The organism is Gilliamella sp. B3367, assembly GCF_026536825.1.
In the GTDB taxonomy this organism is placed as follows: domain Bacteria; phylum Pseudomonadota; class Gammaproteobacteria; order Enterobacterales; family Orbaceae; genus Gilliamella; species Gilliamella apicola_E.
On record NZ_JAFNNJ010000004.1, the window covers coordinates 57,597 to 77,244 of the forward strand.

Here is a 19,648-nt window from a genome sequence, read left to right on the forward strand (position 1 = left end):
AAATATATTGGCGGAATAATTAGTAACGTATATTAATATCTAATTAATTTTCTTCCTGCTTAGGATTTGAAATAGTCATGAAATCAGGTGATTGTCCTATAGCAAAACGGTCTGGACGATACATAGATTCTACATAAGGATAAGGAATCATGTAATCGCCAGTAGTTACTGCTCTAACTAAATACACTAAACGTTTTCGATATTTATTGCGCCCCACATAATTATTAATGTTAACAGCGGCAACATATCTATCATCTCTATATTCTTGATATTTAATATTACTAGCATCATCATCTCCCATTAATTTAGCTATACCAGGAATTGATGATAAATTCACACTACTATTAGAAAGGTTTTGATTTTCAAGCTCTAGACCAGCTGGTAAGAAATCAACAACCAACGCATCATGAACTTGTTCTTTAGCTATTACATCTAAAACCACAACCATCATAGAACCTACATCTAAATCTGCTGGTGATATTTTATTACCCTGCAAATCATAATACGTACGACTGATGTTAAAGAAACCATCAGCTGAGGTTGGCGCTGGAGGTGTTTTAGAATAACCTGTTACAGAGAACTTAACATATAGTGGCTCATCTGATTCTGAATTATCAATCGATAATCCTTGGGTTAATTTATCAAAATCATATGAATGAGAAAATACTGAATCAACTTCATTAACTTTTCCATTCACTGATACTTTAAATTTATTACCACTTCTATGCTGTTCTAATGACCAACCAGCAATAAACAATGAATTTAATTCTTGAGTTGAGAAATATCGTTTACTGTTTAATAAATCTGATAAATTATACAGATAAGTACCTTGTTTATTCTGAGCTATTTTGTTTTCTATTAATAAAGATAGAATTAATGCTTCATCACGTATTTCACTACCGTAATTACCAAACCAGTGATTATTGTATTGATACGAAGTGCTAAAAACTAAAGGTAATAATTTTTCATAAACATTTTGATTACCATTTAATTTAGCAGCAACCGCTAGTTGAGCTATAGGTAATGGCGAATAGATAAATGACTTATCATTACTTATCTTGTCTGATAAATAATTTATCTCGTTACGCATTGCTGAGGTAACTTTATTTTGTTTAGTTAAAACCATTAATGCATAGGCTTTAATTGACAACTTAGAAAACTCAAAACTACGTGAATCTCCATAATAACCAAAATTATTATATGCAGACGTATCATAGATATATTGACCTAGACGTGTCATTGCTGAATCAAGCGCTTTATCACTAACTTGATAACCTCGTTCTTTAGCTTGCAACAAGAAATCTGTTGCATAAACTGTCAACCAATGCTCTTCTTCACTATGACTATTCCATAGCCCAAAGCTACCATTACTTCGTTGCATTGATAAGATACGTGAAATACCTAATTGCACTTTTTCACGACGCTTCTCATCTGAATCAGTTTTAATACCTAGTTCTGCGAGTTGTTTACTATTAGCATATAATGATGGGAATAAACCACTCGTTGTTTGTTCCAAACAACCGTAAGGATATGCAAATAAATCTTTGATATATTGAGCAATATTTAACGGCGGCTGATTAGAAATGACCAATTGCCCTTCAACAGTGTTATCAATTAATCCTGTTAATGCATCGTTTGGTAATTCCCAATTCTCATTGGCATCTAGTGCTAACACATAAGATCTCGTTGTTCCGGCATATGCAGGCCTTACTCCAATTGACCATGATCTTTCAATTTTAGTGTCAGAATTATCTTCAAGTAAAATACCTTTGACCGCTATCGTTACCGAACCAGTACCATAACCATAATCTGCAATAACAGGGATTTGAATGATATCTTTTTGTTTACTATCAAGTTTGACTGATATCGTTTTGGCTTCATTTTGATGAATCAAACCATTAGTCGATACTTCAACTTTCATATTTTGTGTTTTATCTGTCAAATTATGAAGATCTAACGCTAATACAGCGCGATCACCACCAGATAAGAATCGAGGAGTTGATAATTCAACTATAACCGGAGCTGAAACCTTCATTTTTTTATCAGCTTTACCAAAACGATTATCATCCCATGCTTGAGCCATTATACGTAGCTCACCATTAAAATTAGGTAAAGGTAAATTAATCACACCTTCCCCATTATCATCTAATTGAATGGTTTTGAGTTGTTGCGCAACAATTTGAACTTCATTTGACGGTTTTTTACCGCCAGCGCCCATCGCATCACCACCAAAGCTCATATTTACATTACGACCAGTAGCTTCAATTAAGCTGCCATAGACATCGTTAAAATCTACATTAAAACGTTTACGTCCTAAAAACCAAGCATAAGGATCGGGTGTGACATAATCAGTAATATTTAAAACACCTGAATCAACAGCTGAAACCAATACAGTCACTTTTTTATCTTTTTGGACAGATGGTTTATCCATTTTAATTTTAATTGGCACAACAGTTTCAGGTTCTACTTGTACCGGTGTATCAATTGTCACATTTAATTGACGATTAGACGTATCAATTGGTAAATGGAGTAAACCAATTGCTCGTTTAACTGTTTGCACGGAAGCATCAGTCGAAGGGCGAATAATCATAGCACTAATATAGATATCATGTCGCCCCCATTTTTCAATAGGAATTTCGACATCTAAACCTTCTTCACCCACCGTAATGGCTTTTTTCCAAATGGTTCCATCATTGGTTTCGAGAGAAATATAACCAGAACCAGCTACAGGTGCTTGAACATTAACTTTAGCGACATCGCCAGGATTATAAGATGGTTTATCAATACTTAACTTAACTTGGTCTGGGCGTACAGATTTAGTACCATGAGTATTATCTTCCCAATCATAACCAGCCCAGAATCTGAGACTTGATACGACTTTACTGTTTGTATCTACCACTTCAATTCGGTAAGCACCATAATCAGTAGGTTGATAGGCTATTTTTGTGGTACTGCCTGCCTCAATAGATAACTGATCTTCAGAAACCACAAATTCCTTCGAGTTGGAACTTTGACGCCAACCGTCTTCCTCTGACCAAACCCAATAGTAATCATTACGCTCACGAACTAGTCTAGCTTTTAATGATTTTGTACCTAATTTTTCCCCATCCAAATCAACATAAGCGATTTCGAATTCAGCATTACTATTTATGTCTACAGTTGGGCGCTCAAAATAATTATCGCTATTCCAATCATAATATTCTGAGTTTTCAAATAATGCTCGGATTGCCGGCAATTTAGGTGCAGGCCAAATAGTTTGTGTTGCGTAACGCGTAACTGGTCTACCACCAGAATCTAGCAAACTAGCTTGTAAAACGACTTTTAGAGGTGATGAGCTTCCTGACCAATAATTATTCTCAATATTAATTTCAGTTAAACCATCGCTATCTAACTTTAACTCTAAAGAATCAAGTTCGCGATATGGATTTTCTTCAGTAGCTGATCCAATTTTGAAGTCATCTAATCCCGCAATGGTATCAACTTTCTTTAAATAAAGATTAGCATCTAAGCGATTACCGGATGCTGGCGCACCATATAAATACCAACCTTTTATATCAAAAGAAACATCTTCACTCTTTAGAATTGGACCATCAGATGAACTGTGTATTTCCATCGCCATACGTTCTGGCAAAAATTCTTCAACTTTGAAATTCCACTGACGATAGTTATCATCACCTAAATTGAAACGAATTAACCAATTACCTGTTGCTGCATCAGCGGGGATAACAAATTGTTGTTGATATAAACCATTGGTATTCACACTGCTTTTTAGTTGATAAGTTTTGACAACTCGACCATTAGAAGAAAACACTTCAGCGACGATTGGTTGATCAGGTAATGGCTGTCCATCTGCATCACGTAATAGTGCATTAAAATAGACGGTTTCGTTCGGACGATAAAGGTCACGAGGGCCAAAAACAAATAATTGTTTTTGGTAGAAAGGTTTGCCCGATAAATTGAAATCAGTTAAATTAAGCGCAGCACGATTAACCATCAAAAATGAAGTTTGCTCGCCATCGGTTGCAGTCAATACGCTATATGCCTTGTTGTTGCCATCGATTTCAACATAGCCATCTTTATCTGTCGTTGCCTTAATATTCTTACACTGCTTATTATTAGATTCGCATAATAATGTTAAATTAATATTAGCTAGTGGCTTACCGTTATCTAACGCATGAGTCGTTACTGATAATTTACCATTATCATAACGATGATATGAAACCCCGATATTGCTTATTGAAAATATTGTTGCAGGATTTGATTCATTATAAGTACCCGCTTCATTCATTACCGCAATATAAACACCTTCTTGATTAAGTTCAGAAACTGTAGAAAGGTTAACGATAATGGTTTCTTGAGCATTCGGTCTAGGATTAAGATCAAATCTTGAAGAATAAACTAAATCAGTATATTCACTCATACTTTGCGAACGCCAAATTGACAACATATCAATAAAACCATAATTATCAAGCAAAATAGGTAATTTTTCTGGCTTAATTTTGAAAAAGTTTATATCAACTTTATCAACATTGAGCGTATTAATCGGCAATCCACTCATGGATTTACTTGGTAATAAAAATCCAGTACTAGCAAAACCAACCATAGGTTGGCGATCTTGGGTGGTTATTTGAGCTTCATAAACAGATGACAAATGGCTATCATTAATCGCTGATAACATCTTATCGATAGTTAAAACCAATTTACGATTTGGCTGAAGGTAGCGAAGTTTTAATTCAAGGCCATTATCAGACAACTCCCAAGCGCCATCAACCACACCACTCTCTTTGTCAACCAATCTTAATAAATTTGAAAAATTCAATTTCGGATTGAGAGGAACGGAAAACGTCACGACTAATGTGCTTGAACCATCAATGATTAATTCTGAACTATCGAGAACTTTTAGATTTTTACCTTTATATTTTTCGATTAGTTCAGGTGTTGGATTAAATGGGTTATGAGATTGCGAATTTGTACTCGAATCATGCGTTGTATTACTGGTATTACTGGTATTACTGGTATTACTGGTATTATTTGTAGTTAATTCAGTTTTATTATTACTTACTGAATCTGTCGATTTATCTTTTTGATTATCACAAGCGCATAACGTCAAAAACAAACCCAACACAGCTAAGTGTTTTATCAATCTCATTGTTTCACCTAAATCCTTTCTATTCCTGATAAAAATACTACTTATTTTTTTGTTTATATTATGCACTTTCACAAAAACTTTAGCAAAGAATCTTTATCAATATTTTTAATTTTTTTTGAGATAATTAAATGTTTTAAATTGGTAAAAAAAGTTGAGGAACGGGGTTTTTGAGAGGGGTTTTAGCATTTAGAACTTATCATAACGCTGATAAGCTCTAAATATTAACAATTATTCCGAATAATTAAGTAATTAATCAGGTTGTTATAGTGATTTTATAAGCAGTTTTTTTAAAATGAAATTCAAAATAATGCCATAAAGCGGTAAGAAGAATAATCCACAAATCAAAATTTTAAAACTATAGTCAATTGCGGCAATCTCGATCCAATGATTGGCCATAAATTCGTCACTACTTTGATAAAAGGCAATGGCAAAAAAGACAATAGTATCTATACCATTACCTAACACCGCTGACGCCGAAGGCGCAACCCACCATGCTTTATTCTTACGTAAATAATTAAACACGGTGATATCCATCAATTGCCCGACTAAATAAGCGGCAAAACTGGCTAAAGCAATACGGAAAACAAAACTGTTAAAATCAGATAAAGCTGAAAATCCCATCCAATGCCCTTCAAAAAACACAACCGAAATGGAATAAGAGAACAGTAATGCTGGTATCATCACTACAAAGATAATCTTTCTGGCAAGACTAGCACCAAATACCCGAATGGTTAAATCGGTGGTTAAAAAGATAAATGGAAAGGTAAATGCTCCCCATGTGGTATGAAAACCGAAGATATCAAATGGGATTTGTACCAGATAATTGCTCGAAGCAATAACTAAGATATGAAAAAACGAAAGCCAGCCAAGAGCCTTCATTTGTTGAGTATGAGTAAATTTGCTCGTTTGTTCTGAATTAGTGTTCAGATACATAAGTTTTTCCTTTTTTAATGGGGTGAGTGAACCCAGTGTTAATTTGATTGATTAAGGTATTGAGTTAAACCTTTATCTCGAAGGATACAGCTTGGACATTTACCACATCCCCCCTCTACCCCATAATAACAAGTGTGAGTGTGTTGCCGGATATAATCAAGATAACCGAGTTTATCAGCCATTTCCCATGTTTGCGCTTTAGTCAGATACATTAATGGGGTGATGATGTTAAACGTGTAATCCAAGGCTAAATTCATCGAAACATTCATGGATTTAATAAAGATATCTCGACAATCCGGATAACCACTGAAATCGGTTTCACATACCCCAATAATGATATCTTTAATACCGTGCTGTTTGGCATAGCACCCAGCTAACAATAAAAATAGCATATTACGCCCGTCAACAAAGGTATTGGGATAATCCCCTTCTTGGGCTGATTTAATCTCTTGCGAGTCATCAATCAAGGCATTATTAGTCGTTTGTTTAATCACTGAAGTGTCAATGACGGTTTGCTTTACACCAAGATCGTCAGCAATCCATTTGGCTTTTTCAAGCTCAATGGCATGTCGTTGACCATATTGAAAGCTGATTGTTTCAACGTTTTCACGCCCATAATCAGCAATGGCTTGCAGTAAACAGGTAGTAGAATCTTGCCCACCAGAAAATATCACTAGTGCTTTACGATTTTGCATTTTTAACGGTTCCGATTTAATTTGTGTACGAAAAAAATTAACGATTATCGACTTTTTCAGGATAAAGATCGTGATTAGCTAAACGATTAAGCGCAATTTGTTCCCAGTTAGTACCAGGTTTACCGTAATTAGCATAAGGGTCGATAGAGATACCACCACGTGGTGTAAATTTCCCCCAAACCTCAATATATTTAGGATCCATTAATTTAATCAGATCTTTCATAATGATATTAATGCAATCTTCATGATAATCACCATGATTACGAAAGCTAAATAAATAGAGTTTGAGCGATTTACTTTCCACCATCTTTATATTGGGGACATACGAAATATAAATCGTCGCAAAATCAGGTTGACCAGTGATAGGACAAAGGCTGGTAAATTCCGGGCAATTAAATTTAACAAAATAATCATTACCGGGGTGTTTATTATCAAAGGTTTCTAAAATATTTGGACAATAGTCAGTTGGATAGCGAACAGATTGGTCGCCAAGTAGTGTAATGTTGCTCATTAAATTTTCCTTAGTTTTTTAGCGTGGGAGGTTCACGAACCACGTAATAAGGCGCACACCTTACTCTTTTTAGGCAGAAAAGTCTAGTTTAAGCACATTATCTTTTATCAATAAAAAAGCACCATTAACGCTCGATTAATGGTGCTTATCTAACAAAAAAGTTGAGGAAGGCACTTTTTTGCATTTAACTTTACTCTATTTGCTAGTCATTTGTTTGTAATAATCAGCAAGTTTATCTTTAGCATCAGATAACTCTTTTTCAGCATCATTTAATTTAGCTTTTAATGCATCAATTTTATCTTGATTTGCATTGAGTTTGTCTTTTGCATATTCTTTAGTCTTTTCTGCTAATTCTTTAGTTTTATCAGTAACATCTTTAGTTTTTTCAACCACTAATCTTTTATATTTTTCTTCTAATGTTTCATCTTTACAATTGGTATTAACTTCTTGAAGTGCTTTTTCAAGACCTGCAACTTCATTAGCATTATTAGCATTCTTAGCTTGATCTATTTTAGTTTGGATTGCTTGTTTTTTTCCGTCACAATTTAACCCTTGGTATTCATCATTATTTGTTGCATAACTGTTTACAGAAAATGCAGTAACGAAAGTGATAATGCTTAACTTACTTAATAACCTAATTGCTGATTTCATATTGATTCCCCTAAGTTTATTTTCTTAATTGAACACAATCTACTTTATGATCTTTACCTTTGGTTAAAATCAAACTTGCTCGTTCCCGTGTTGGCAGGATATTTTCGATCAAATTCAATTCATTAATTTCTCGCCAAAGGCGGTTAGCAATATTCACAGCCTCTTCCTCGGGAAGCTTAGAATAGTGGTTAAAGTAAGAGTTAGGATCACTAAATGCCCCAGCTCTAAATTTTAAAAATCGATTCACATACCAATCGTGTAATAAGGGTAATTGTGCATCGACATATATTGAAAAGTCTACATAATCGGAAACAAACACCCGATTGTTAGCCTGTGTATAATTTATGGTGCCTTGTAAAACATTTAATCCTTCAAGAATTAAAATATCTGGACTGTCGATAGTAATCTGTTCGTCTTCAACAATATCGTAAACCAAATGAGAATAAACGGGTGCTTTAACTTCTGACTGACCTGACTTTACATCAGCAACAAAATTAATTAACTTTCTGATATCATAAGATTGAGGAAATCCTTTCTTATTCATGATACCACGTTCTTCAAGATAACGATTGGGATATAAAAAGCCATCGGTCGTTACTAACGCAACTTTACGATGTTCCGGCCAACGAGTTAATAATGCTTGTAAGACACGAGCTGTGGTGCTTTTACCAACAGCAACACTACCAGCAATACCGATAACATAAGGTATTTTCTGACTTTTACCTAGAAACTTTGATAAGACTGCCTGACGGCTAAAACTATTGCTTATATAATAATTGAGTAATCGAGATAAAGGCAAGTAAATTTCACTTACTTCATCCATAGACAAATCTTCATTAATTCCTTGTAACGAGGTTAATTCTTCAGCAGTTAAAGTCATCGGTACCGCATTACGCAAGCCAGCCCACTCTTGTCGGGTAAATTGCATATAAGGGCTCAAATGATTTTTCATGTTTTATTTGCTCAATATTTAAAAATTATTTGGCTCAGATTATACTAAATCTATTTTTTTACAATCATAAATTCGCATTAACTTCTGCTCATAGCTATATTAATGACTTGCTGGTAAAATATGTTTAAGTAAATTTATAACCAGATATTAAATTGAGATTGTATGTTAAAAAATAAATCGAAAAAAACCCGTCAAGAGATTAATGAAGAGTCTCGAGAACTTAAGCGCAAACGTAAACATAAAGGTTTACCTAGTGGTTCTCGTTTTAACGGCAAACAAAACAATAAAAAAACGTCAAATATCATTAAAGATCCGCGAATTGGTAGTAAAAAACCAATTTCATTAGTGCAAACGGATGATCCAATTATAAAAGTTAATCAACCTAAAAAGGTCAAATTAACACCAGAACAAGAATTAGACCAGCTTGAAAATGATACTAAACTTGACCATTTACTTGATTTAGTTGAGCAAGGCAAAACATTGACTAATGAACAACAATCTTATCTTGATAATAAACTAGATCGCATTGATCAACTGATGAAACAATTAGGTTATGAAGATAATGATTTTGATGACGAGTTAGAAGAGCCTAAAGAAGATATTGTCAGCTTACTTAAACGTAATTAAGTTAGATTTATTTAATATGAACTAGAAATTTATAATTTCATTTTCCAAATAATGTCAATAAAGAGTCATTAACCATGCCAATATTTATTATGCTCGGTTTATATTTGGGATTATTTATCTGCACATTATTGTATTTGAAAAAAATCAATCGTATTAAAATTAAAGCGCAAATTAAAAAGCGTAGTAAAGCAAAATGTGATGGAAACAACAATGTCAAAAGCAGGATTAAATAAACACAATATGATTCAATCTCAGCTATGGGACCAAGCGTTGATAGAAAAGTATAACTATTCCGGCCCAAGATATACTTCATATCCAACTGCGCTTGAATTTAATGAGCAGTTCACTGAACAAAACTTTCTTTCAGCTGCCACACGTTATCCTGAACGTTCATTATCACTATATGTCCACATTCCGTTTTGCCATAAACTTTGTTACTTTTGCGGTTGTAATAAACTTATTACCCGGCAAACCCATAAAGTTACCCAGTATCTCGATATACTAGATATTGAAATTGCTAAACGGTCAGAATTATTCAAAAATCGTATTGTAAGCCAAATGCATTGGGGCGGAGGCACGCCTACTTTTTTGACTGATGATGAAATGACACGATTAATCACATCAATCAGGCAACACTTTAACTTTACTCAAGATGCTGAATTATCAATTGAAATAGACCCCAGAGAAATCAGTACACAAACAATCGATCATCTTTCTGAACTAGGCTTTAATCGGTTAAGTATGGGAATTCAAGATTTCAATCATGAAATTCAGAATCTAATTAACCGAGAACAAGATGAAAATTTAATCCGCTCGTTGATTGCTCAAGCACGAAAAAATAATTTTCGATCAATTAGCCTCGATTTAATTTATGGATTACCTAAACAGACCGTTGAAAGTTTTACCGAAACTTTAAATAAAGTTATTGATATTTCACCCGATAGATTAAGCGTTTTTAATTATGCCCATTTACCTAGTCGTTTTGCTGCGCAACGTAAAATCAAAGATTATGATTTACCTAACGCTAATCAAAAATTAAAGATCTTACAAACTAGTATAGAAAAATTAACTCAAGCCGGTTATCAATTTATCGGTATGGATCATTTTGCCAAACCAACCGATGAGTTGGCTATTGCTCAACAGGAAAATAAATTGCATCGTAACTTTCAAGGATACACAACTAAAGGAGATTCAGATTTATTGGGTCTTGGTGTGTCAGCTATTAGTATGTTGGGTGATAGTTATGCACAGAACCATAAAGATCTAAAAAATTATCAAACTTTAGTTAAACAACAAGGTAATGGTTTATGGAAAGGATTTACCTTAAATCAAGATGACAAAATAAGAAGAGACATCATTAAGCAACTTATTTGCCATTTTTACCTTGATAAAAAACAAATTGAACAACTTTATGCGATTAAATTTGATGACTATTTTACTGAAGATTTAAAACTATTAGCACCATTGGAACAAGATGGTTTAGTCTTAATTGGTAAAGATAGCATCGTTGTCCAACCTAAAGGGCATTTGCTTATTCGAAATATTTGTATGTGTTTTGATATTTATATGCGACGATTGGTTCGACAACATCAATTTTCACGCGTGATCTAGTTCACTCTACTCACGCATGAATATTTGATTATCATTACTTATTAATGACTGGCTAAATAGACTTTAAATTTTGTTGTTTGGGCAATAATTTCAACACTTTTAAAGGTTTCATCCAAAATCGATTGATAAGGCAAAAATGAATTTGCCACAATACAAAGATAACCATTTAATTTTAAGTGTTTTTTAGCCTCTTTAATCAGTTTGTTTACTGCAGTATAACTTGTCTCTTTACCATCATGAAAAGGTGGATTAGAGATGATTAAGTGAAATTTATCGTTGATATCTGAAAATACATCACTAGCAATAACATTTGCAGAAAGATTATTACAAGCTAACGTAGCTTTGCTTGATTCTAACGCCATACTGCTGACATCGGTTAATGTTAAACTTATATCTTGATATAACTTACCTAAAACTGTTGATAATATGCCTGAGCCACAGCCTACATCTAGGATATTACCTTTAATAATATCACTCTGTTCCATCAATGCATTTAACAGAAGCTCACTACCCGCATCTAATCCTTTTTGGCTAAATACACCGGGTAAGCTTTTAATTTCGATATCTTGGTTTTCAATGGTTAAATGATAACTTAGCCACCACTCTTTTAGTTCAAAAGCTAAACGGCTATCAGCACGAAAATGATACAGACCACATCGCCTTGCACTATCTATTTTTTGTATAGAGCCAAAATCAGCTAATAATCCTTCAACACTTTTTACACCAGTCCGATTTTCACCAATAATAAAAATATCACTCTCTTTAGGCATATTATTTAATAAAAATGATAACTGAAATTGCGCTTCACTCTTAGTTTTAGGCCAATAATATATGAGTGTGTTAACATTGTTATAAAAAGACTCGTCAGGATAGAGCGAAAAATTGGTGCTTTCAGCTCGTTTCGAGTGTTTAAAATTTAAAAATGTGTGATACTGCGAGCAGTGAATCTTAACCAAATTAGCTGATATAACAGCTGGGTAATTATCTTGGATATCACCTGCAATAAGAATATTTTTATCATCAAAAAAGGATTGATGACGTTCAAGTACTTGGCTAGCAGGAGTAAATGCGGATATTGCCATAATGCCTCAATGAAAAACCTTTATAAATTGAAGCGAAGATTATACAATTAACTTTCTTTAATCCCTAATAAAAACAGTAATCCGACAATGACAGCAACTGATTGGTATCTAAAGCAATGTGATATTACCCAATATGTTTTACGCAATTCTGCCGTTTTTCAAGGTGAAGTTGCTACACATATCGACGATAAAATTCGTTTAATCGTCATTGCTAAAAAGCAACCAACTCAAAAAATTTATTATGATATTTTAAAAGCCATTGAGTTAACTGAAGAGCAAGTTTTATTTCTTACGCCTTCGCAATTAATAATACCGGCAGATGAAGTAAAAGTTGTAACTTGGTTTATTGACATAAAAAGCCATGAAAAATGGCAAAATAAATTAACGATTAAAACCAGCGATTTAGTTTCGCTAGCTAAAGATCCACAACAAAAGCGACAGCTTTGGCTACAATTATGTGAATATGAAAACGATTTCCATCCTAAATGAAAAAGATCTAGCAGAAGCCTATGAGTTAGAGCGATTATGCTACCCTATTCCTTGGTCTAAAGAGACTTTCTTTTCAAATCAAGGAGAACGTTATTTAAACCTTAAAATAACCGTTGATAATAAAATTGTAGGCTTTTGTATTTGCCAACAGGTAGCTGATGAGGCAAGTTTATTTAATATTGCCATACATCCTAAATACCGGAATCAAGGGTTAGCAAAAACATTATTAAACCAGTTGATTGATGATTTAATGGCAATGCCAAATAAAATTTCGACAATATGGTTAGAAGTAAGAAAATCAAATGCACCAGCACTTGAGTTATATCACTCAATAGGGTTCAATCAAATAACGATTAGAAAAAATTATTACCCAACCACCGATGGTAATAAAGAAGATGCAATTATTATGGCTTATACTTTAGCGTTATAAAATGTTTTAATGGGAGTAATAATGTTCACAGCACTGTTATTTGTAAATGGCGAACCACCTAAAAATCTACCTACCGATTTAGGTAATTATAATTATATCGCATGTACTGACGGTGCATATCATAGTTATCTATCTAAATCTTCAATTAAACCAGATTTTATAATCGGTGATTTAGATAGCATTAACTCCACAATGACAATTCCCGATAAAACCCAAATCATTCATACGCCAGATCAATCTAAAACTGACTTTGAAAAAGCGTTGTTGTTTTTAAATAGTAAAGGAGTCACATCATTTACCATATATGGTGCATCAGGACGATCCAGTGACCACTTTCTAGGTAATTTATCGGTTGCTATGCAATATCATCAACAATTTAAAATGCTGTTTTATGATGATTATTGTCACTTTTTCTTCGCAACTAACCATCAAATTATCCATCATGTTAAATACCATATTATTTCATTAATGCCTCTATCCAAAGTTACAGGGTTGACTATAACCGGTTTTGAATACCCATTACATAATCAAACTCTATCTTTAGGTAGTTTTACTAGTTTACGTAATAAAGCGATTAATGACACTGTCGAAATCTCTTTTAGTGCTGGTGATTTACTGATTTTTGTTCAAAATTAAAACTGTTTAGATTGACATCAACTTACATTGCTTTACAATATGGTTACATTCTATTATCGCTTTTTTAAAGGAACAACCCATGCTTTTCAAAAAACTTACTGTGATTGCTTGTTCTTCGCTCGTTTCTTGCATAGCTTTTGCTCAAGACAATAAAGCAAGTGTAACAGATAAGATAGTTGATACTTTTCTTGCATGTGATAATCAATTTTTCCAAAATCTAGCTGAAAATAAAAAAACATTTAGCGAATACGTTGATTTAACCACAAAAGATAATGTGACATTCATTCCTGTAGAATCCATTTATCAACAAGATAAAAATAAAGTTATTTTTAAAAAACCACTTAAATATCGTGGGTTAACTATTACGGGATACCAAGACATATATATTCCAACAAATTTATCTGGAAAATATTATTATTGGGGCTTTATTTTTGATAATAGCCAAGAAGAAATTATTAATGCATTAAAAAATATAAAATGGTCAAGTTATAATGAAAATGTTTATATTGCTAATGCTAAAATTTATGATCGTAATGCTAAATCCCCTGAGTGGACAGATAATCTCTATTCAATTGATGGTGTAGTGCCAAAACTTGGGACAATTGAGAAATCACTATATTTAGAAAACCTAGACAACAACCAAAATCGAGTTCTTTGTTCTATTCAAGGCGATTTAAAGAAAGATATTCTTTATAAAGATCGTCCAGATATAAAGCTATTTGATGATCAAATAAGAAAAGAGCAGCAAGAAAAGATCGAAGCTTCTAAATTAAAAAAAGAACAAGAGAAAAATAATGCAACTCAAGAATCAAGTGAAGGCAAGAGCTCAAAAGAGGGAGATAACATTTAAATGAAAAAATTATGCTTAGTCCTAATTCTTTTTTCTTTTGCAACTATAAGCCATGCAACAGATGAAAAGCCACAACTTACTGAAGAAGAGAAAGCCACTCAAGCAAAAGAAGTTGAGGAAATGTTGAGCAATCCTAGAATCGGTGAGCAATTTGCACCTATTTCTAAAACTGACGAAGATAATAAGGTTGGGTATTCATTCCTTGATAAAAAATCGATAAAGTCACACCCATATAATCCTCGAATTCGTGTCTTTAAAGAAGTGATCAATTATACTCCTGCATTAGTACAAAACATAGATAATGTGAAAACACCCTATCGCACTATAGTCATTAACTATTACGCTAATTGTGACAAAAAAGAAATTGCTAAAGGACAACTTGATCTTGTTGAAAAAAACTTCGCAGAGGGTAAATTAATTAATAATATTAATATTCCAAGCCGTTGGATGCGAGCCGAAAAAAATGACGATAATTATAAATTATTAATAATGGCTTGTTCATTACCTCTCAACCAGTAACACTTAATTTGCTCTCGCCACCTAGCTGTGGCGGAGTCTTTCTATTTATGCTACTATTCCTATATTAATTGCTCAATATAATCACACCAATATGAACGTCACTCAATTTCATACTCTAACTGATCAACTTTTTAATCAAATTGAATCATACCTTGATGATTATGCTGATGAGCATGATATCGATTTAGATTACGAAACTAATGGTAATGTTATTAATATCAGCTTTCCAAATAACAGTAAAATTATCATTAATACACAAGAACCCTTATTTCAAGTTTGGTTAGCAACAAGAAAACAAGGTTATCATTTTGACTTTATTAACAACAAATGGATTTGTAATCGATCAGATCAAACATTTGAAGATATTTTTACCCAAGCCGTAGAAGAACAAGCTGAATAATTTTCATAAAAAAATAGGCGGTAAATTAATATTTAGCGCCTATTTTATTTAGGTAGATGGCATTTATAATAATGTCAGATTTGCTAATTTTATTACTAACCATTTAATACCAACATCAACGAAAGCGATTTGAACTCGCCTATGCTCACCTTCACCATCAAGATTGATAATTGATCCCTCACCAAAACGGTTATGTTTAACCTTTCTACCTAACGTATAACCATCATCTTCCTTTTTCTTCTTAGAATAAGATTTTTTACGTTCTTGATAAAACTCATCATCTTTATTTTGGTAACCAGATCGTCCCCCAAATGAAGAAAAACTACCTTGGTAATAAGTTTCATTTAAGTTTTCAACTGGCAACTCATCTAAAAAACGAGAAGGTAAATTTCGTTCTTCTCGACCATAGAGTCGTCTTTGTTCTGTCAATGAAAGCGTTAAGTTTTTTCTTGCTCGCGTTATACCAACATAAGCTAAACGTCTTTCTTCTTCCATTTTATCGACTTCTTGAATAGAACGTTGGGTAGGGAAGATACCCTCTTCCCAGCCTACAATAAAGACATTGTCAAATTCCAATCCTTTTGCTGAATGTAGCGTCATCAGTTGAACAGAATCTTGGTCAGTACCCACATCACGACTTTCAAGCGATGTAACCGATAAGAATGATTCTAAAATTGTTAAAGGTTTACCTGTTTCAGCATCCTCAATCACGGTATTTTGATTGACACGGTAAAATTGCTCAGCTGCAGAAACAAGCTCTTCAAGGTTTTCTAACCTTGCCTGACCTTTAATACCCGGCTCTTGTTCATACATTCGCAAGACACCTGATAATGTAATAATCTTCTCTAATTGTTTATAAAAAGGTAAGTCATTAACTTCAGCGTGAATCGATTGCATTAAATGGATAAATCGATTTATGTCTGTAAGTTGTCTATCAGAAAGCCCCTTCTTTTCAATTAACGTTAAGCAAGCATCCCATAACGACATATCTTTATGCTTAGCAAAATGTCTAATTTTATCTAAAGTAACTTGGCCTATACCACGAGTTGGCGTATTTATAGTGGCTTCAAATGCCATATCATTGTTATGGTCATGTAATAGACGTAAATAAGCAAGAGACAATTTAACCTCTTGCCTTTCATAGAATCTAATCGAGCCATAAATTTGGAAAGGTATGCCATTTTGCATTAATGTATCTTCAAAAATCCGAGATTGAATATTATTACGATACAAAATCGCGCAACTAGAGTAATTTTGACCTTGCTCATGCAATTTTTTTATTTGACCAACAACAAATCTTGCCTCATCAGCATCATTAAAACTTCTGTAAAGCAAGATTTTTTCACCATCGCCACTATCGGTCCATAAATTTTTACCTAACCGATTTTTATTGTTAGCAATCAATTTATTTGCAGAATCTAAAATAAACCCTGTGGATCGATAATTTTGCTCTAAGCGAACAATTTCAGTATCGGGGTAATCATTGATAAATAATTGAAGATTATCGGCATTAGCACCACGCCAACTATAAATTGACTGATCATCATCACCAACAATCATGATATTAGCTGTATTACCCGCTAATTTTTGTACGAATCGATATTGAATTTTATTAGTATCTTGAAACTCATCAATGAGAATATTTGAGAAGCGATTACGGCAATAATCTAAAACATTCTCATCTCTACAAAGTAATTCATAAGCTCTCAGAATTAACTCAGAAAAATCAACGTAGCCAACTTTATCGCAAATTGCTTGATAATCACGATAGATCACTTGCCACATTACTTGTTTTGGATCTTCTGGCAGCAAGTCTTTAGCGCGTAATCCTTTCTCTTTTTGTGCAGAAATATAATTAGCACACTCTTTTGCTGACCATTGCTTTTCATCTACTTGAAGTTCTCGGAAAATTCGCTTGATAAGTCGAATCTGATCTTCTGTATCAATAAGCTGAAAATTATCTGGAAGGTTAGCTTGTTGAGGAAACATGCGTAATAAGCGATGAGTCAAACCGTGGAAGGTACCAACCCACATTCCATTTAAATATCTTTCACCAACTAACGATTCAATTCTTTCCTGCATTTCAGCAGCAGCTTTATTGGTAAAAGTCACCGCAAAAATTGAACCCGATGAATAATTTTTCTCAACACAAAGCCAAGCTATTCGATGAACAAGTACACGTGTCTTACCACTTCCGGCACCTGCAAGTACAATAGTATATTGATTATCTGTAACTACTGCGGTTTGTTGTTCTGTGTTAAGGTCTTTTAATAATGATTGCTTAATGTCCATTATGTGTTAACCCATCCCGATTACATAAACCACTATTAATTATTGATATATTGAATCTTTTTAAAATTGCCATTTTCTTTATAATATTTATTGGTGAGTCTATTAAAAAAATAAAGACAGGTAGTAAATGCAAATCTTATTTACATCTAACTGTACTGTCTTTTTATACACATATGTGATAATTATAACAGATTATCTAATTCTAGCAATCGGCTTATCTCAATATGAGGTAGGCACCTTGCATCAGTAAGATGATAAATATCTTGCTCAAAGATATTTATCCAACACGATAAATAACCGTTATTAATGGCGCCATTAACATCAGTCTCTAAATTATCGCCGACATGTAATATATATTTATTGGGTATGGATAATTTTTTTGCAGCCAAATCAAAAATTTCTGGAAATGGTTTTGAACGTCCATCCGGTCCACCGCGTAAAGAAAATTGGAAATAGTCTCCCAATCCGATTTTATTTACATCGACATTACCATTAGTAATTACAGCTAATGGATATTTTTTTGCTAGTTTAGTTAATAAAGTATGTGTTGATTGAGGAACAACCATCTTATGGCGCCAAACATTGAAACAATCTACCGCACCATCAATTATCTGAGAATGTTGAGATACGGGTATATTGGTTCTATTCAATAAAGATTTTATAGTATCTATCCGCCAAACTATCACATCATGATAAACTTCCGGATTGATTGAGAGCACCAAACTTTTTTCTTGGAAATATAAATCTAATGTTAAATTTTGAAACTGTTCATATTTCTGTAAATTTTTTATCATTTCCTCTTCAGCTTTATCTACAATCATACTATTATCATATAGAGTATCATCTAGATCGAAAGTGATCGCTTTAATGCAGTCAATTGAACGATAAAAATGCATTACTTTTTCCCTCTTTTAGCTCGTGGATGAGCAGAATCATAAACTTCCGATAAATGTGAAAAATCCAGATGAGTATAAACTTGTGTAGTGGATAAATCAGCATGACCTAGTAATTCTTGTACTGCTCGCAAATCACCACTCGATTCAAGCATATGCGTTGCAAATGAATGGCGTAGTTTATGTGGGTGAACATGTGAACTTAATCCTTGTTTGATACCCCATTGAGCAAATCGTTTCTCCACATTACGAGGAGAAATTCGTTTCCCCAATTTAGAAATAAATAGTGCATCATCCTGCGGTTTTAATTCATTTCGCATGGTTAACCAATATTCAATCCATTTTACAGATTCTCGCCCTAAAGGTAATTTCCGTTCTTTATTACCTTTTCCCATTACCCGGACTTCCCCTTCCCTTAAATTTAGCTCTCGACAATTAATGTTAACTAATTCAGAAAGACGTAATCCAGAACCATACATAACTTCGAGCATAGCTCTATCGCGCACAGATAATGGATCGTTATATTCAATATCTAGTAATTGATTAACCTCATCAATATCGATATTTTTAGGAAGATGCTGGCCTAATTTAGGGTTAACTACACCTCGAGCAGGATTGACGGAAATCATTTCATTCTTCACCATCCAATCGAAAAAACTTCGCAGTGCAGACAATCGTAAGGAGAGACTTCTTGCTTGTAAACCGGTTTGCCGACTTCTGCTAATTAATAATCGTACAACTGACGAATCAATAGCTTGCCATTTTTCAATATCCAGATCTTTGGTTAAATCGATAATGGCATAAAGTTGACGGCGATAATTAACTTGTGTGTTTAGGCTAAGTTGTTTTTCTGATTTTAGATAGTTTAAGAAATGCTCAACCGGCTCAGCTAATAAAGTGGAATAATTTGGATTAGTTTTAGCCATCA

General features: G+C 33.5%; 18 protein-coding genes and 1 riboswitch. Of the genes, 8 read left to right on the top strand and 10 right to left on the bottom strand.

The features are described from left to right. Window positions 1-43 precede the first annotated feature (43 nt). The 6 genes from J3U23_RS07625 to coaA form a co-directional block, all read right to left on the bottom strand. Window positions 44-5,149 (bottom strand): alpha-2-macroglobulin family protein, encoded by a 5,106-nt coding sequence (locus J3U23_RS07625; protein WP_267338930.1) that lies wholly within the window; start codon window positions 5,147-5,149, stop codon window positions 44-46. Window positions 5,150-5,410: 261 nt separating this feature from the next. Next, window positions 5,411-6,082 carry a 7-cyano-7-deazaguanine/7-aminomethyl-7-deazaguanine transporter gene (locus tag J3U23_RS07630; protein ID WP_267338932.1) on the bottom strand — a complete coding sequence of 224 codons (672 nt, stop codon included), beginning with the start codon at window positions 6,080-6,082 and terminating at the stop codon, window positions 5,411-5,413. Window positions 6,083-6,120: 38 nt separating this feature from the next. Beyond that, the gene (gene queC / locus J3U23_RS07635; protein ID WP_255305740.1) at window positions 6,121-6,798 is read right to left on the bottom strand and encodes a 7-cyano-7-deazaguanine synthase QueC; all 678 of its coding nucleotides are present in this window, start codon (window positions 6,796-6,798) and stop codon (window positions 6,121-6,123) included. A 16-nt stretch (window positions 6,799-6,814) separates the two neighbouring features. Beyond that, the gene (gene queF, locus J3U23_RS07640; protein WP_065563118.1) at window positions 6,815-7,288 is read right to left on the bottom strand and encodes a preQ(1) synthase; all 474 of its coding nucleotides are present in this window, start codon (window positions 7,286-7,288) and stop codon (window positions 6,815-6,817) included. 4 nt (window positions 7,289-7,292) lie between these two features. Continuing rightward, window positions 7,293-7,337: riboswitch (PreQ1 riboswitch) on the bottom strand. A 146-nt stretch (window positions 7,338-7,483) separates the two neighbouring features. Then, window positions 7,484-7,939, bottom strand: a complete 456-nt coding sequence (locus J3U23_RS07645; protein ID WP_267338933.1) for a DUF1090 domain-containing protein — start codon at window positions 7,937-7,939, stop codon at window positions 7,484-7,486. Window positions 7,940-7,955: 16 nt separating this feature from the next. Then, a complete protein-coding gene (coaA, locus tag J3U23_RS07650; protein WP_267330625.1) occupies window positions 7,956-8,891 on the bottom strand; it encodes a type I pantothenate kinase in 936 nt (311 codons plus the stop codon). A gap of 162 nt (window positions 8,892-9,053) precedes the next feature. On the opposite strand from coaA, the gene yihI reads away from it, so the two are divergent. Together yihI and hemN are read left to right on the top strand one after the other, a co-directional pair. Next, the gene (gene yihI / locus J3U23_RS07655; protein ID WP_065733847.1) at window positions 9,054-9,518 is read left to right on the top strand and encodes a Der GTPase-activating protein YihI; all 465 of its coding nucleotides are present in this window, start codon (window positions 9,054-9,056) and stop codon (window positions 9,516-9,518) included. Window positions 9,519-9,758: 240 nt separating this feature from the next. Then, complete coding sequence (hemN, locus tag J3U23_RS07660; protein WP_370632605.1) at window positions 9,759-11,129, top strand: oxygen-independent coproporphyrinogen III oxidase; 1,371 nt, start codon at window positions 9,759-9,761, stop codon at window positions 11,127-11,129. 41 nt (window positions 11,130-11,170) lie between these two features. Here the strand turns inward: hemN and rsmC are convergent, their stop codons facing one another. Next, on the bottom strand, window positions 11,171-12,205 hold the full coding sequence (rsmC, locus tag J3U23_RS07665; protein ID WP_416379886.1) for a 16S rRNA (guanine(1207)-N(2))-methyltransferase RsmC: 1,035 nt from the start codon (window positions 12,203-12,205) through the stop codon (window positions 11,171-11,173). Between the two features lie 93 nt (window positions 12,206-12,298). Between rsmC and J3U23_RS07670 the strand changes: the two genes are divergently transcribed. From J3U23_RS07670 to cyaY, 6 genes are all read left to right on the top strand, one after another. Further along, window positions 12,299-12,700: a DNA polymerase III subunit psi gene (locus J3U23_RS07670; RefSeq protein WP_267338934.1), complete on the top strand. Its 402-nt coding sequence runs from the start codon at window positions 12,299-12,301 to the stop codon at window positions 12,698-12,700. After that, window positions 12,675-13,130: a ribosomal protein S18-alanine N-acetyltransferase gene (rimI, locus tag J3U23_RS07675; protein ID WP_065733845.1), complete on the top strand. Its 456-nt coding sequence runs from the start codon at window positions 12,675-12,677 to the stop codon at window positions 13,128-13,130. Before J3U23_RS07670 ends, rimI begins: the two co-directional genes overlap by 26 nt. A gap of 21 nt (window positions 13,131-13,151) precedes the next feature. Next, window positions 13,152-13,766 carry a thiamine diphosphokinase gene (locus tag J3U23_RS07680; protein ID WP_267338935.1) on the top strand — a complete coding sequence of 205 codons (615 nt, stop codon included), beginning with the start codon at window positions 13,152-13,154 and terminating at the stop codon, window positions 13,764-13,766. A 79-nt stretch (window positions 13,767-13,845) separates the two neighbouring features. Next, on the top strand, window positions 13,846-14,616 hold the full coding sequence (locus tag J3U23_RS07685; RefSeq protein WP_267337416.1) for a hypothetical protein: 771 nt from the start codon (window positions 13,846-13,848) through the stop codon (window positions 14,614-14,616). Beyond that, window positions 14,617-15,135 carry a surface-adhesin E family protein gene (locus tag J3U23_RS07690; protein ID WP_065733842.1) on the top strand — a complete coding sequence of 173 codons (519 nt, stop codon included), beginning with the start codon at window positions 14,617-14,619 and terminating at the stop codon, window positions 15,133-15,135. A 91-nt stretch (window positions 15,136-15,226) separates the two neighbouring features. Further along, window positions 15,227-15,535, top strand: coding sequence for an iron donor protein CyaY (cyaY, locus tag J3U23_RS07695; RefSeq protein WP_065733841.1), 309 nt, complete (start codon window positions 15,227-15,229; stop codon window positions 15,533-15,535). A 63-nt stretch (window positions 15,536-15,598) separates the two neighbouring features. Here cyaY and uvrD read toward each other — a convergent pair whose 3' ends face one another. From uvrD to xerC, 3 genes are all read right to left on the bottom strand, one after another. Next, window positions 15,599-17,827 carry a DNA helicase II gene (gene uvrD / locus J3U23_RS07700; RefSeq protein ID WP_065733840.1) on the bottom strand — a complete coding sequence of 743 codons (2,229 nt, stop codon included), beginning with the start codon at window positions 17,825-17,827 and terminating at the stop codon, window positions 15,599-15,601. A gap of 182 nt (window positions 17,828-18,009) precedes the next feature. Beyond that, window positions 18,010-18,723 (bottom strand): 5-amino-6-(5-phospho-D-ribitylamino)uracil phosphatase YigB, encoded by a 714-nt coding sequence (gene yigB / locus J3U23_RS07705; RefSeq protein ID WP_267330632.1) that lies wholly within the window; start codon window positions 18,721-18,723, stop codon window positions 18,010-18,012. Beyond that, window positions 18,723-19,646 (bottom strand): tyrosine recombinase XerC, encoded by a 924-nt coding sequence (gene xerC / locus J3U23_RS07710; protein ID WP_267338936.1) that lies wholly within the window; start codon window positions 19,644-19,646, stop codon window positions 18,723-18,725. Before xerC ends, yigB begins: the two co-directional genes overlap by 1 nt. Between the last annotated feature and the right edge of the window lie 2 nt (window positions 19,647-19,648).

Coding starts and splice junctions, on each gene's coding strand:
- J3U23_RS07625 (WP_267338930.1), bottom strand. CDS start 5,149: ATGAGATTGATAAAACACTTAGCTGTGTTGGGTTTGTTTTTGACGTTA.
- J3U23_RS07630 (WP_267338932.1), bottom strand. CDS start 6,082: ATGTATCTGAACACTAATTCAGAACAAACGAGCAAATTTACTCATACT.
- queF (WP_065563118.1), bottom strand. CDS start 7,288: ATGAGCAACATTACACTACTTGGCGACCAATCTGTTCGCTATCCAACT.
- J3U23_RS07645 (WP_267338933.1), bottom strand. CDS start 7,939: ATGAAATCAGCAATTAGGTTATTAAGTAAGTTAAGCATTATCACTTTC.
- coaA (WP_267330625.1), bottom strand. CDS start 8,891: ATGAAAAATCATTTGAGCCCTTATATGCAATTTACCCGACAAGAGTGG.
- yihI (WP_065733847.1), top strand. CDS start 9,054: ATGTTAAAAAATAAATCGAAAAAAACCCGTCAAGAGATTAATGAAGAG.
- hemN (WP_370632605.1), top strand. CDS start 9,759: ATGATTCAATCTCAGCTATGGGACCAAGCGTTGATAGAAAAGTATAAC.
- J3U23_RS07670 (WP_267338934.1), top strand. CDS start 12,299: ATGACAGCAACTGATTGGTATCTAAAGCAATGTGATATTACCCAATAT.
- rimI (WP_065733845.1), top strand. CDS start 12,675: ATGAAAACGATTTCCATCCTAAATGAAAAAGATCTAGCAGAAGCCTAT.
- J3U23_RS07680 (WP_267338935.1), top strand. CDS start 13,152: ATGTTCACAGCACTGTTATTTGTAAATGGCGAACCACCTAAAAATCTA.
- J3U23_RS07685 (WP_267337416.1), top strand. CDS start 13,846: ATGCTTTTCAAAAAACTTACTGTGATTGCTTGTTCTTCGCTCGTTTCT.
- J3U23_RS07690 (WP_065733842.1), top strand. CDS start 14,617: ATGAAAAAATTATGCTTAGTCCTAATTCTTTTTTCTTTTGCAACTATA.
- cyaY (WP_065733841.1), top strand. CDS start 15,227: ATGAACGTCACTCAATTTCATACTCTAACTGATCAACTTTTTAATCAA.
- uvrD (WP_065733840.1), bottom strand. CDS start 17,827: ATGGACATTAAGCAATCATTATTAAAAGACCTTAACACAGAACAACAA.
- yigB (WP_267330632.1), bottom strand. CDS start 18,723: ATGCATTTTTATCGTTCAATTGACTGCATTAAAGCGATCACTTTCGAT.
- xerC (WP_267338936.1), bottom strand. CDS start 19,646: ATGGCTAAAACTAATCCAAATTATTCCACTTTATTAGCTGAGCCGGTT.